Consider the following 12,484-nt stretch of genomic DNA (forward strand, 5'->3'; position numbering starts at 1 on the left):
ACCTACGGCCTGTCGAGGACTCCCGGGGTGTCATGCAGGACCACGCTCCGCCGCAGTGGAACCCGCTCGGTGCGAAGTGTGTTCACCGGCGCCGACGGGTCAGCCATGCCGAAGGAGATGCCGAACAGCAGCTTGAGCTCCACGGGGACACCCAGGAACTCTCGGACGGTGTCGGCGTAGACGCCGAGTACGGTCTGCGGGATGCCGGCCAGCCCCCGGGCCGCCAGCGAGAGCAGGAAGTTCTGCGCGTACATGCCGATGTCGCCGGCCGTCCGTACCCCGTCGCCGAGGGCCGGCATGAACAGGAAGGCGGCATGGGGAGCACCGTAGAACTCCAGGTTCTCGCGGACCGCCGCCCTCCTGCCGCCCCGGTCCGAGCGCTCGACGCCCCGCGCCCGGTAGACACTCGCGCCCAGGGCCCGCGACCGCTCGACGTAGATGCCCTCCTCGCCGTAGCCGTCGGTGAAATCCTGGGAGGTCCGTCCCTCCTCCTCGGCCCGGAGCAGGTCTTGGGCCAGGGCGTCGCGGGCCGCACCCGAGACGACGTGCACCGTCCAGGGCTGGGTGTTGCTGTTCGAGGGGGCGGTCTGTGCGTCTTCCAGCACGCCGCGGATGTCCGAAGAGGACAGGGCGGCGGGCAGGAACCTTCGGGGGGAGCGTCGGGAGCGTGCGATGTCGGTGAAGGGTGATGCGGTGCCGGGCACGGCGGTTCCTCTCCATGGCGCGCAGTCACCGCCGCGGCGGCCACGGCGCAGTGCAGTACGGCGGGCCAGGCGCGGGGCAGGCGGTGCGGGGGGCCGGCCGCGGACGCACTCTGCGGGAGCGCCGGCGGGCATGCGGCTGCTCGCAGGCAGCGGCGTGCCGAGATTGCGGGCTTGCAGGCTGCAGCGGGGACTGTGCGCTCTTCGTGTTCGTCTTGTGTGCCGCTCTCGTTCGATCGCGTGTATGAGAGCGGTGTCGGGTGGTTCAGCGGTGGGCGGCGCGGTTCATCTCGACGACGTCGTCGACGGTGGGGTTGGCGCCGAGGGCGGCGAAGCGTTGCGGGAGGCTGTCACGCACGGCCGCGTCCTTGGCGCGGTCGGCTGCGGCCAGGGCTGCCGGCAGTTCGTCGAGGGTGAGTTCGGTGCAGTAGGCGGGGCTGTTGGGCTGCTGGCGCCAGGAGTCGGCCAGGGGGCCGGCGTCGTAGGGGTCGAAGCCGGTGTCGTCGACCAGGCTCATGGCCACCTTCCGCGCCTGATCGCTGTCGCCTGAGACGGGGATGGCGAGGCGGCCGGGCGTTCCGGGCGGGACGCCCTTGGTCCGCTGGGTCTCGGCCAGCGCGGCGTTCCACGCCTTGACCACCGGGCGGCCGAGCTGCCCGGCGGTGTACACGCTCTCGACCTGGCCGTTGTCCACCGCCTCGATCGGCTCGCTGAGCATGCCGGGGTAGTAGTTCGCGGTGTCGATGACCACCGTCTCCTCGGGCACCGACGCGAACACGTCGGCCAGCCGGCCCGCCACTCCGAAGGGGATCGACAGGACGATGACGTCCCGGCCCTGGACGGCGTCGGCAAGGTCCACCGCGCGGGCCCCGGACTCCAGCACCTCCGCCCGGACGGCTTCGGGGCCGCGGGCGTCGGCCACCTGGACATCGTGGCCCGCCGTGCTGAGCTTGGCGGCGAGGTTCCCGCCGATGGCACCGGCGCCTATGACAGTAATTTTCATGATTTGTTCCTTGCAAGGTTGCGCCATCCCTCAGGGCGGCGCGAGGTGATGGCTGTGGGGTGATGCCGCCTGGCGCGGCGGGGGTCGGGACGGAGTGCCCGGCGGTTTACGCCTGGGTGCCTTGCTCGCGGTAGCCGCTCGCGATGAGGGTGCGGAGCCGGTCGAGTGACTCCTCCTCGGCGCCGGCGCCCTTGATCCAGGCGACGGAACAGGCGGCGAGGAACAGGTCCTCTCCGCGCACCGAGGCGCGCACGCGCCCCGCGAGCTGCGCGGTCCGCACGTACTGATCGGTGGCGGAGATGAGGATGTGGCAGGGAATCGTGAGCGGGTTGTCCGGCTCCTGCGCCCGGGCCGCGGCCATGAGCGGGTCCGGCAGCCCGCTGAAGGCGCTGAAGTACTCCTCCATCGCCCGCAGCCACTGCTCCAGCGCCTCGGCCGGGTCGCCGAGCTGGTCGATGTCGGCCTGGCGGGCGACCAGCTCCTCGGAGCGTGTCTGCAGTACGGCCGCCAGCAGCGCTTCCCGGGTGGGGAAGTGCCGGTACAGGGTGCCGGGCCCGACGCCCGCCTCCTTGGCCACCGCTTCCAGGGAGGTCCCGACCCCGTGCTGCAGGAAGTGACGCTGCGCGGTCTCCAGGAGGGCCGCGCGGTTGCGCTGGACGTCCGCGCGGGGCTTGCGTCCTCGCTGTTCGTCGGCGCTCATGCGCCCTCCTGCCTGTCGTGATCTGGCGGCCGCAGCAAAGCGGATGCTGCCTCCGTATGCATTCGAGAGTAAAACGGAGGCGGCATCCGGTCAAACCGGCGGCCCGATCACTCAGGAGAAGCGGCCAGGCCGCGGCGGCGCTGAGGCCCTGGCCGTCCCCGGGCACCGCCCGGACACGGCACCGTGCTCCTCGCGTTCTTCGCAGGCAAGGCCGACTCCGAATGCGAGTACATCCGCGAGAAGCGCCTCGACGGCCAAGCCGCCGCCCGCGAACCCGTCCCCCGGCCCAGGACGTCAGGGGGTGAGCTGCTGGTGTCCGATGACGGAGAGCAGTTCGAGTTTGCTGTGACTCTCCGTGCCGGGGCGCGTGGTCAGCACCACCAGAGTCTGGGCGCGGTTCTCGGTGAACAGGAGCTGGGCGTCGACATCGATGCGGCCGAGTTCGGGATGGAGGATGGTCTTGCAGTCTTCGTAGCGTTGCGCGACTTCTTGAAGTTCCCACATGCGGACGAACTCGGGGCTGTGCTCCTGGAGTTCGGCGAGTATCCGGGCTGCTCGGGGGGGTGTCGCTGCCGGATGTCAGCGCGGCCCGCAAGCGGGCTGCCTGGGCGCGGCCGTGGCGTTCGCGGTTCTCCTCGGGAACCATCAGACGGTCGGCCGGGTCCATGAACCAGCGGTAGTAGCCGCTGCCGGCCAGACCGGTGTGGCGGGTCTGGTCGCCGAGCAGCGCGACGGCCAAGGGGTTCATCGCGAGGGTGTCGAGCAGGTCGGTCTGCACCATGGCCGGGGAGTCGTCCAGACGGTCCAGGACCCGCATCAGCGGCGGGTTGACGTGTTCGGAGCGATGGAAGCGGGCCGGGGCGTTGTGGCCGATGAGGACGAAGAGATGGTCGCGTTCGTCCAGGGACAGCCGCAGTGCACGGGCGAGAGCCGCGGTGATCTGGACGGAAGGCTGCGGAGCACGCTGCTGTTCCAGCCGGGCGTAGTAGTCGGTGGACATTCCGGCGAGCTGCGCGACCTCCTCTCGGCGCAACCCCTGTGTACGTCTGCGCGGGCCCTCGGCCAGCCCGACGTCGCGGGGGCGCAAGGTCTCACGCCGGTGGCGCAGGAATGCCGCCAGTTCCTTCTTGTCCATCCCCCCATCCTCGCCTCGTCCTCCCCGGCTATCCAGGGACCGCCGATCCATGGATGAGCGCTGCTCTCCGGCCCGCGTGAAGCTGCTCATGGGGCGGAAGGCCCCGCAGCCGGCCGACCCGGCGATCACTCGGCCGCTGGGAGACGGCTGCCGAGGCGACGGTGTTCGCCGTGTCGGCCGGGCGCTCGCGCCACTCGTCACTCGGGACCGAGCCGGTCGCCTCCAGTGCGAGGGCCCGGGCGAAGCGGAAGACGCTTACCTTCGGTGGTGACGACGCCGGGCCGCGGTCACGACAGGACGGTCAGCTGCCGCTGACCATGGCCAGGACGTCGTCGTAGGAGCCGTTGGCCACCGCGTCGCGGATGAACCTGGCGCGCTCGACGACCAGCTCCTTCGCATCCGGCTTCTCGCGCAGCAGGTCGAGGGTCTCGCTGAGGAAGTCGTCCAACGGCATGGACTGGTCGCTGTCCTGCTGATCCAGCAGAGTCGTGCGCACGCCCGGCGGGACCACCTCGATCACCTGGACGCCGGCCTCGGCACCGGCGAGCTGGATGCGCAGGCTCTCGGAGAAGGAATGCAGCGCGGCCTTGGTCGCGCTGTAGGTCGGCGTGCTCTGGTACGGGACGAACGCCAGCGCGGAGGTGACGTTCACGACGACGGCGTCGTCCTTGCCCACCAGCAGCGGCAGGAAGGCGTACGTCATCCGGATCGTGCCGAGCAGATTGACCGTGACGTGATCCTCGGCGACCGTGAGTCCGGCCGGGTCGAGGACGCTCTCCAGGAGCATGATGCCGGCGTTGTTGACCAGGACGTTCAGCTCCGGATAGGTCGCCGCCACGGTCTCACGGGCCCGGGCGATCGAGTCGGGGTCCGCAACATCGAGGACGAGAGCGTCGATGCCCGGGTGCTCGGCCGTGATCTCGTCGAGGAGTTCCTTGCGCCGGCCGGCGACAACCACCTTGTTGCCGACCTCGTGCAGACGCAGGGCCAGCCCGAGGCCGATGCCCGAGGTTCCGCCAGTTATCAGGATCGTGTTGCCGGTCATCTTCATGGGGTGTTGCTCCTTCGGTACGGCGGGCCATTGAGCGTCCGCAGCCTCGACCGTAGAAGCGCCCGCGCAGGGGCGGGAGAGGACGGTTTATCCATGGATCGCCGGTCTCTGGCTGAGCCGAAGAGGAGGCCACAGCCGCCCGGCCCCATCCACATGGCGGGCACCTGAGAACTCGGCGGACAGGCGGCGATGGCACATACGTAATGGATTACGTACTCCTACCGATGTGTCCCAGACATCTGTGGCGTTTCCTTGCGCTTATGACGACACCGAGCGTGAAGGCGCCGATGCCGAGGAACGTCCAGCCGACGGTGGTGGGGCGACGGGTCGACGCCGTGCCGAACCTGACGGCGGGCGCCTTGTTGCTGACCGTGGTGAGCGGCCGGTGAGGTACATCCCAAGGCGCATATCCGAGCGGAAAGCCTCCGTCGTGCCTGTCGTCGCCCTCCTCTCCGTGGCCGTCCTGTTCACCGGGGGTTGTTCCGGCAGCCAGGACACCTCTCTTTCCGGGGACCCGTCCGAGAGCGCGACGGCGGCGTCCGGGTCGCCGAGCCCTTCGCCGACCCCGTCCCTCACTCCCCCGTATCCGACCGGGGCGTCCGGCTGCCACGACAACAAGGGGTGGACGGCCCAGGAGTCCAGGGACTGGGTTGGGCTCGTCGTCAACACGCCCAAGGAGAACTACGAGGACGACCAGGTGCAGGTGGTCAGCCTGCCGGGGTACAACGGCCCGCTCTGCCGCAAGATCACCGTGCAGGTCGAGTTCTGGAAGCTCGTGTACGGCGTCGCGGACGGCGTCGGCGGGGAACGCCTCTCGGACGGAACGAAACCCGTCTACTACTTCGACATCCGCCGGGTGAAACGCGTCGAACTCCGTACAGACGCGAGCGACGAGCGGAAGATCGACCTGCCCAAGTCCCTCTACGCGAATAACCGCAGCGCCTGCGAAGGCGCCCTCCTGTCGATCACCGTGGGCAAGCCGCTGACGAGCAAGGAACTTCCCGAGGAGATCGAGGTCGGCGGCGACGAGAGCCGCTGGGACAGCGCTCCGGTGGACTTCCGGTCGAAGCGGGTCGCCGACTACGAGCTGTTCCAGCCGTCGGCACCGCGGGTGTGCAGCCCGGACGGCAAGCCCACCGCCGACCCGGCCGACGTACCCACACCGGGCTCCCAGCCGACGGACCTCTACCCGACGGACCTCTACCCCACACCCGACACCAGCTTCGACATCGACGACGTCCTGCGCTCCCCCACGCCCTGAACCTCCTCCGCAGGGAGCCGGCGGGCTCCGACCTCTTCACCATCACATCAACAGGCCCTGCAACAAAGACAGTTCGGCAGGGCCGCCCGACCTCACCTTGGGGAATCACATGCGCATACGCGCTGCTGCCACCGTCCTTTCCGGTGCCGTCGTACTCTCGGCGCTTGTTCTTCCGAGTGCCGCCCAGGCAGCGGAGCATCCCGGTGCGGCGACGGATCTCCTCGCCTTCGCCTCGCCGAGCGTCCAGCCGCAGGACGCGCTGGGCGGCACCACCTTCACGAACGGGGTCGTCAACACCGGCAAGGACATCGTTCTCGGCGTCACCGGCAAAAAGGCCGTTCCCGTCACGTTCACCGCCTTCGACGTGGAAGGCGTGGCCATCACCCAGGCGTTCCTGTGGCAGGGCACCGACAGTTCGAGCACGGACACCATCACCGGTGGCCTGGAGTCGGACGACTACCCCACCTGCACGGAGACGCCGGTCGAGGGCGGCTACAGCTACAGCTGCAAGACGGTCTTCACCATCGACCCCGCGGTCGCCTTCAAGGACGGCAACGGCACGGCGGGAACCTGGAAGCTCTTCCTGGGCGCCTACGACCTCTACGCGAACGCCAGTTACGACGACGACGTCACCAGAACCAAGATCAAGCGCGCGGCCAAGCTGACCGCCAACGCCTCCCCGGAGCCGGTGAAGAAGGGCAAGACCGTCACGGTCACCGGCAAGCTGAGCCGCGCGAACTGGGCCACGGGCAAGTACGCCGGATACGCGGCCCAGCCGGTGCAGTTGCAGTTCCGCAAGAAGGGCAGCAGCACCTACACCACCCTCAAGACGGTCAAGTCCAGCAGCACCGGCGCCCTGAGCACCACGACCAAGGCCGGCAGCGACGGCTACTACCGCTTCGCCTTCGCCGGCACCACCACGACCGGCACCGCCAAGGCGACCGGGGACTTCATCGACGTCAAATAGGCCGTCGTCGACGTCAAGTAGGCCGCGTCCTGGCCAAGAGCACGGTGACCGGCCCGGACAGCCTCACTGATCACCGCCGAGGGGCACCCGGGCCGGGCTCACTCCCGCTCCGCGCGGGCGTCCCCGAAACGGCTCCCCGTGCGGCGGCGGGCCATCAGCGTGGCCAGGGCGGTACGTGAGGAGACCCCGGTCTTGCGGAAGGCTCGGGAGACATGGGTCTCGACGGTACGCCGGCTGACGTAGAGCCGGTCCGCGATGGCCTGGCTGGTGAGCCCCTGCGCGACCAGCTCGGCTATCTCCAGCTCCCGGACGGTCAGGGTGGCCAGCCGTTCGGTGAGTTGGGCACGTCCCGGAGAGTCGTACAACGCCTCGGAGTCGCCGCCGGGCGGACGGGTGACGTCGGCGAGGCCGACCAGCATTCCGCTGCCGCCCGTCTCGGCGAGTCGGCGCCCCTTGAGCCAGGCGTGCGTGCCGTCCCGGCCGCGGCCCGCCGCCGCTTCCAGCGGGGCGCCGAGCAGCAGGGAGTGGGCCTCCCAGAAGAGCGCCCCGCAACGGGCGCTTTCCGCAGCGGCCTCAGCGAACAGGTCCGCGGCCGCTGCCGTGTCCGCCTGCGCGAGCGGCAGGTGAGCCGCGCTGCGCAGCGCGGAGGCCCGCTGCATGGGCAGCCCCAGTTGTTCCGCCTCCTTGCGGGCCCGCTCGGCCCAGCCGCGGGCCTCCTCGAACTTCCCTGTCACCAGTGCGGACGTGACCAGGATCTCCAGGTACAGCGGCCGCATCGAGGGCTGGATCCGTTGCAGTTCGGGGCCGCCCGCCCGGAATATCGCCTCCCGGGCGCGGACCGGATCGCCGGCCATCAGCGCGGCCCACCCGAAGATGCACCAGGCTGTGGAAGCCCACCAGTTGACCCCGGTTCCGGCCGCTGCCACAGCCTCCTCGGCGACGGCGAGGGGGCGCGGATCCCCCGGCGGGCAGCCGGCGACGAGCGCCGCGGCCCTGCTCGCCAGAACGAACGCGAGGAGTTGGTCGCTGCCGATTCCGCGGGCGATGTCCTCGGCCTGGTCGGCGAGTTCCAGGGCGGAGGGGATCCGGCAGGTCTGCAACCGGATATGGGACAGGCACAGCAGCAGATGGGGCACGACATAGACCTGTCCGCTACGGCGGGCGATGTCGAGGCCGCGCTCGGCGTGCCGCTCCGCGTCCGGGTAGTGCTCCAGGAAGGCCTCCGCCCAGCCGAGCCGGGCCAGTGGTTCGCACAGTGGGGTGAGGTCGTTGTCGGGCAATGAGTCGACCAGGGCGGCCGCCTGCCGGGCGAGCCGGTGCGCCGCGGCCATGTTGCCCTCGTACGCCTCTCCCAGGGCGGCGACGGCGAGGACGCCCGCCTCCCCGACTTCGTCGCCCGTGGACCGGGCCGCCGCGAGGGCCGCTTCGACCTCGGTGCGCACCTGGGCGTACGAGGTGTCGCTGTCCTGGGGCGCGGCCGAACCGAGCTCCAGGCCGAGCCGGACGACGTGAGCCGGTGCGGGGCCGCGGGCCAGCTCACGGCGTAACAACGCGACGGCTTCGGTGGAGCGCCCCAGATGACGCTCCACCAGGGCGCACAGCACGACCGCGCGTATTCTGAGGTCCTGGTCCTGGTCCTGGTCCTGGTCCTGGTCGGCGGTCGGACCGCCGGGTGATCGGTGCGGGGTAACGATCAGATCTTGGAGCAGGTCGCGGCTCTCGCGCAGGCCACCGCACACGGCCAGTGCGCGGGCCCGCCGCAGGGTCAACTCGCCTCGGCGGGCGGCGTGTTCGGGAGTGACCGGAAGGTGGCGCAGTGCCACCTCGAGCCAGTGGGCGCAGCTCTTTGGGGCTGTCCGGGCGGTTCGTGCGGCGGCCTCGTCGAGCACGGCCACGGCTGCCGGATCCCAGGAGGTCAGCGACTGCTCCACATGGTGGGCTCGCTCGGCGGCCGAGGCGCCGACGCGGGCCAGTTCCTGCGCGGCGAGCCGGTGGATCTCGACGCGCCTCAAAAGGGGCGTGCTTTCGTGGACGAGGGTTCGCACGACCGGATGCCGCAGGGTCAGCAGGCCTTGCGGCGTGGCACGCAGCAGGTCGCGGCGGGTGAGAGCGTGCACATCGTCGGTGAACGCGGTACCGGAGCGGTCGGTCACCCGGCTCACCATCGCCGGGGTGGCGTGCTCGCCCAGTACCGCCACGGCCTCGACGATGCCGCGCCGGGAGGGGGCGAGCACACGGAGTTCGTCCAGCAGCAGGGTGCCGAGCCCGGGCGGCGTCGACGACTCGGGCGTCATACCCCCACGGTGGGCCTGAAGGAGGGTCAGGAAATAGAACGGGTTGCCCTCGCTCGCGGCGTACAGCGCGGTGGTCTCGGTCAACGGCAGGCCGGGCCCGGCCAGTTCGGCGCAGTCGCGTTCGCTCAGCGGTCTCAGCCCGAGTCTGACGACGGAGCCGGTGTCGACTCCCCGGGTGAGCCGGGCGGCGAGTGACTCGGGACTCTGGCGGTCACGGCGTGTCACCGCCAGGACGACGGGGGCGTGCAGGGGATGGCGTACGAGGTGGTCCAGCAGCTCCAGTGACGCGGAATCCGCCCAGTGCAGGTCGTCGAGGGCCAGCAGCAGGCCGGACGAGGCGGCGAGCCGGGCGAGCAGGACGGCCATGGACCGGTGCAGTCCGAAACGGTCGAGTGCGCCGCCCCGCTGAAGGAGGGTCGCCACCGCGTCGGTCTCCTGGAAGCCGTCCAGGGCGTGCGGGTCGAGGTGGGCGAGCGCGTCGGTGAACACCTGGAACGGCATCTGCCGCTCGTACTCCGTGGCCCTGCCGCGCAGGACCAGCATTCCGCGTCGACGCGCCCCCGCGCACACCTCGCCCAGCAGGCGGCTCTTGCCGATGCCGGCCTCACCGGTGATGTCGACGAGCCGGGAACGGCCGCCGTCACGGAACTCCGTCTCCCTGGCCATGCCGCGCGCGTCGCCTGCCGCGCGGTCCAACAGGGCTTCGCATCGGGCCAGTTCGACGGACCGACCCAGCAACGGCGCCCTGTATCCGCTGCCCCCAACCACCCCGTCCGCCCCCACCCGCGCCCCCTTGCCTTCACATTCCCCTCACGCATCATTCTCTCCTCGTGATCGCCGTAACCGCCGCGCCGACGAACCGGCACGACGGAGCTCCGAGACTTGGCGCATCGCTCCGACGAGAACTACATCCGCACAGGGCGACAGGGCCGACGCCTGATGCACCAGTTCGTCTCGCACGAGGCCCGAAGGTCCCATAAGGTCGCGGTGCCTCCGTCGATACGGAGGCAGCGCGGTCCTCACGGCTCAACCGGTCAGGAGTGCCCCATGTCAGGACAGTTCGAAGCGGTGGTTGAGGTCGACCGGTCCGTCGAGGAGGTGTTCGCCTATCTCGCCGACGGGCGCAACGATCCCCAGTTCAGCCCCCGGGTACTGAAGATCGAACGGATTCCCGAAACCCCGACCACCGTGGGAACGGTCTTCAAGAGCACGGTCAAGGACGCCGGCATGAAGAGCGCCAGGCAGTTCCGCATCACCGAACTCGAAGCCCCGGTGCGGATCCGCTGGGCAGAGGTGTCCAAGAACAGCGTGGCGGTCCTCGAAGGCGGCTACGACCTCGAGGGCTTGCCCGACGGCAGGACCCGGGTACGCATCTTCAACGTCCTGGAGGGCCACGGGCTCGGCAAACTCCTCGTCGGCCTGGCCCTCGTCGCCGCCAGGAAGGACGCGGATGCGTTCGGCACCCGGATCAAGACGGCGGCCGAGGCGGCTATCGCGCCACGCTGACGCCGGGATTTGATGCGTCACCTCCACGGCCCGCGGGCACCCATTCCCCATAGTGATGCACGTCACACTCAACATGAGAAATAAATGGACCGGGGTTCCCACTTATTTGATCAATGAGCAGGAACACCCGGCGCGCCTCCGGATGACGCGCCCCTGACTGATCAGGAGGCTGCCGTGGCTCAGTCCGTACCGCCTCGGGACGGCATATCCCCGCAGTCGAGCGCGTCGAGGAAGAAGACCGAACCCGTCGTGCCGCTGTGGGAGGCGGCCAGGACGCGGCGCCCGCGGAGCATCGCGCACGATGCCGGGGCGACCCGGTGAGTTGCGCCGCCGCTTGCGGTCTTCGCAGCCGCGGCTCCCGGCGCGCTCCTCTTCTCAGCCAGACCTCGTCGAAGCAGGCGCACGTACGACGGAGCCTGCGGCGCGCGATGGCGGGCCTGGCGGGGACGCTACTCGTGTATTCCGGCCTCCTCGCCATGTCCGTCCGCCAGGAGGAACCCTTCGTCAAAGCCGGCTGGACGTCATCCGCCGCCGAAGGTCTCCGCCCCTACAGGACCGCCGCGGTGGATGGCGGAGCGGAGTTCCTCCGCGATGTGGCACAGGCGCTGACCTGGGTCCTCACCTTCGCCCCACTGCCCCTGGCGGTGCTGAGCCTGCTCTGGCTGGCCCGGCGCAATCAGCAGGCCTATCTGCGCCTCGCCATCGCGTTGATGTTGTCCGGCACGGCCGGGCTCGGTGCCCTCGCCGTGGTGCGGGGCTGGCCGGTGCGCGAGGCGTCCCTGTTCGGTGACGACCTGGCGCTGCCCGGCGTAACCGCGGGCTGGTACGTGCTGATGGCGCTCGCGGTGACCACCACCACGAAGACCTGGCCGCGGGTGACCGTACTCCTGACCGCGCTGACCGCGACCGCTGCGGGAGCATCGACCGGGGGCAGCCTCTGGCTCGCAGCGGTGCCGCCCGTGGTCGTACCCCTTCTGGCGTGGTTCGCCGCAGGACACCTTCCGCAGGGGAAAGTGACGCATGCACGCCGGGGCGCGAACGCCTCGCCCGCCGGGGATGCGCGGGCACGGGTCCTGTCGTTCCGGCCCCCTGCGCGGGCGTCGGAGCAGGCGGACACCCCGGAGGCCGCCCCGCTGCGGCAGGCGGGCTGAGCGGCATGGACGTCAGCGCCCTGATCGAGGCGGCCGGATGGTGGTCGTACATCGTCGTGTTCGCCCTGACGGCGGGCGAGACCAGCGCCTTCATCGGTGTGCTGCTGCCCGGCGAGACCGTCATCCTCCTCGCGTCGGCGATCGCGGGCCGAGGCGACCTCAACCCGGTGCTCCTCGCCACCCTCGTCGTGACCGGTGGCATGACCGGCGACAGTCTCGGTTACGCCCTGGGGCACTGGTACGGGCGACGCCCAAACACCCTGCTGGCCCGCTGGGTACGCCCCGGCAGCCGGATCGGCCAGGCCCATGAGTTCCTGACGCGTCATGGCGGGGCGTCGGTCGTCACGGGCCGGTTCATCGGGTTCGTACGGACCTTCCTGCCCTTCGCCGCCGGGGCGTCCGGCATGCCGTACCGCCGCTTCTTCGTTTTCAGCACGCTCGCCTCGCTGATCTGGGGCATCGGAAACGTGCTCCTCGGCTACTTCGCCGGCGCCGCCGCCACCGACTTCCTGCACTCGGGCGGGCTGATCGGCGCGGCCGTGGTCGCCGCCGTGGCGTTGGCGTTGCTCGGTCTCGTGTGGCTGCTCAGGCGTCGGCGTGGCAGCGCGTCGGCGCCGTCTGCGGTGGTGGCCTCCGGCGCGGTCCTTCGGCGCCCTGAACAGGAGCCGAGCCACCTCATCACCTCTTCGAAGAAGTAGGCACAGGGGATTCGAGG

At 70.3% G+C, this 12,484-nt stretch carries 11 protein-coding genes and 1 pseudogene; 6 read left to right on the plus strand and 6 right to left on the minus strand.

Annotation, left to right across the window (positions count from 1 at the left end):
- Positions 1 to 2: 2 nt before the first annotated feature.
- The 5 genes and pseudogenes from ACIOHP_RS30125 to ACIOHP_RS30145 form a co-directional block, all read right to left on the minus strand.
- Positions 3 to 704, minus strand: a complete 702-nt coding sequence (locus ACIOHP_RS30125) for a nitroreductase (RefSeq protein WP_401892333.1) — start codon at positions 702 to 704, stop codon at positions 3 to 5.
- 262 nt (positions 705 to 966) lie between these two features.
- Positions 967 to 1,704: an NADPH-dependent F420 reductase gene (locus tag ACIOHP_RS30130; RefSeq protein ID WP_401892335.1), complete on the minus strand. Its 738-nt coding sequence runs from the start codon at positions 1,702 to 1,704 to the stop codon at positions 967 to 969.
- A 106-nt stretch (positions 1,705 to 1,810) separates the two neighbouring features.
- Positions 1,811 to 2,404 carry a TetR/AcrR family transcriptional regulator gene (locus tag ACIOHP_RS30135; protein ID WP_401892336.1) on the minus strand — a complete coding sequence of 198 codons (594 nt, stop codon included), beginning with the start codon at positions 2,402 to 2,404 and terminating at the stop codon, positions 1,811 to 1,813.
- 294 nt (positions 2,405 to 2,698) lie between these two features.
- A pseudogene (locus ACIOHP_RS30140) lies at positions 2,699 to 3,539 on the minus strand (helix-turn-helix transcriptional regulator).
- Positions 3,540 to 3,840: 301 nt separating this feature from the next.
- Positions 3,841 to 4,590 (minus strand): SDR family oxidoreductase, encoded by a 750-nt coding sequence (locus tag ACIOHP_RS30145; protein ID WP_401892338.1) that lies wholly within the window; start codon positions 4,588 to 4,590, stop codon positions 3,841 to 3,843.
- Positions 4,591 to 4,850: 260 nt separating this feature from the next.
- Between ACIOHP_RS30145 and ACIOHP_RS30150 the strand changes: the two genes are divergently transcribed.
- The 3 genes from ACIOHP_RS30150 to ACIOHP_RS30160 all read left to right on the plus strand — a co-directional run bounded on the left by ACIOHP_RS30150 (position 4,851) and on the right by ACIOHP_RS30160 (position 6,818).
- A complete protein-coding gene (locus ACIOHP_RS30150; protein WP_401892339.1) occupies positions 4,851 to 4,979 on the plus strand; it encodes a hypothetical protein in 129 nt (42 codons plus the stop codon).
- Positions 4,980 to 5,020: 41 nt separating this feature from the next.
- Complete coding sequence (locus ACIOHP_RS30155) at positions 5,021 to 5,851, plus strand: hypothetical protein (protein ID WP_401892340.1); 831 nt, start codon at positions 5,021 to 5,023, stop codon at positions 5,849 to 5,851.
- 109 nt (positions 5,852 to 5,960) lie between these two features.
- Positions 5,961 to 6,818, plus strand: a complete 858-nt coding sequence (locus ACIOHP_RS30160; protein ID WP_401892341.1) for a hypothetical protein — start codon at positions 5,961 to 5,963, stop codon at positions 6,816 to 6,818.
- A 98-nt stretch (positions 6,819 to 6,916) separates the two neighbouring features.
- Here ACIOHP_RS30160 and ACIOHP_RS30165 read toward each other — a convergent pair whose 3' ends face one another.
- On the minus strand, positions 6,917 to 9,850 hold the full coding sequence (locus ACIOHP_RS30165) for an AAA family ATPase (protein WP_401892343.1): 2,934 nt from the start codon (positions 9,848 to 9,850) through the stop codon (positions 6,917 to 6,919).
- A gap of 309 nt (positions 9,851 to 10,159) precedes the next feature.
- Between ACIOHP_RS30165 and ACIOHP_RS30170 the strand changes: the two genes are divergently transcribed.
- The 3 genes from ACIOHP_RS30170 (at position 10,160) to ACIOHP_RS30180 (ending at position 12,467) form a co-directional block, all read left to right on the plus strand.
- Complete coding sequence (locus ACIOHP_RS30170; RefSeq protein WP_401892345.1) at positions 10,160 to 10,618, plus strand: SRPBCC family protein; 459 nt, start codon at positions 10,160 to 10,162, stop codon at positions 10,616 to 10,618.
- Between the two features lie 455 nt (positions 10,619 to 11,073).
- Entirely contained in the window at positions 11,074 to 11,769 is a 696-nt protein-coding gene (locus ACIOHP_RS30175) for a hypothetical protein (RefSeq protein WP_401892347.1), read from the plus strand.
- A gap of 5 nt (positions 11,770 to 11,774) precedes the next feature.
- Positions 11,775 to 12,467 (plus strand): DedA family protein, encoded by a 693-nt coding sequence (locus ACIOHP_RS30180; RefSeq protein WP_401892349.1) that lies wholly within the window; start codon positions 11,775 to 11,777, stop codon positions 12,465 to 12,467.
- The last annotated feature ends 17 nt before the right edge of the window (positions 12,468 to 12,484 follow it).

It is taken from the genome of Streptomyces sp. NPDC087859 (assembly GCF_044742595.1).
GTDB classification, from domain to species: Bacteria; Actinomycetota; Actinomycetes; order Streptomycetales; family Streptomycetaceae; genus Streptomyces; species Streptomyces canus_F.

Excerpts from the sequence above, each read along its gene's own strand:
- ACIOHP_RS30145 (WP_401892338.1), bottom strand. The coding sequence starts at position 4,590 with ATGAAGATGACCGGCAACACGATCCTGATAACTGGCGGAACCTCGGGC.
- ACIOHP_RS30170 (WP_401892345.1), top strand. The coding sequence starts at position 10,160 with ATGTCAGGACAGTTCGAAGCGGTGGTTGAGGTCGACCGGTCCGTCGAG.
- ACIOHP_RS30150 (WP_401892339.1), top strand. The coding sequence starts at position 4,851 with ATGACGACACCGAGCGTGAAGGCGCCGATGCCGAGGAACGTCCAGCCG.
- ACIOHP_RS30135 (WP_401892336.1), bottom strand. The coding sequence starts at position 2,404 with ATGAGCGCCGACGAACAGCGAGGACGCAAGCCCCGCGCGGACGTCCAG.
- ACIOHP_RS30180 (WP_401892349.1), top strand. The coding sequence starts at position 11,775 with ATGGACGTCAGCGCCCTGATCGAGGCGGCCGGATGGTGGTCGTACATC.
- ACIOHP_RS30160 (WP_401892341.1), top strand. The coding sequence starts at position 5,961 with ATGCGCATACGCGCTGCTGCCACCGTCCTTTCCGGTGCCGTCGTACTC.
- ACIOHP_RS30130 (WP_401892335.1), bottom strand. The coding sequence starts at position 1,704 with ATGAAAATTACTGTCATAGGCGCCGGTGCCATCGGCGGGAACCTCGCC.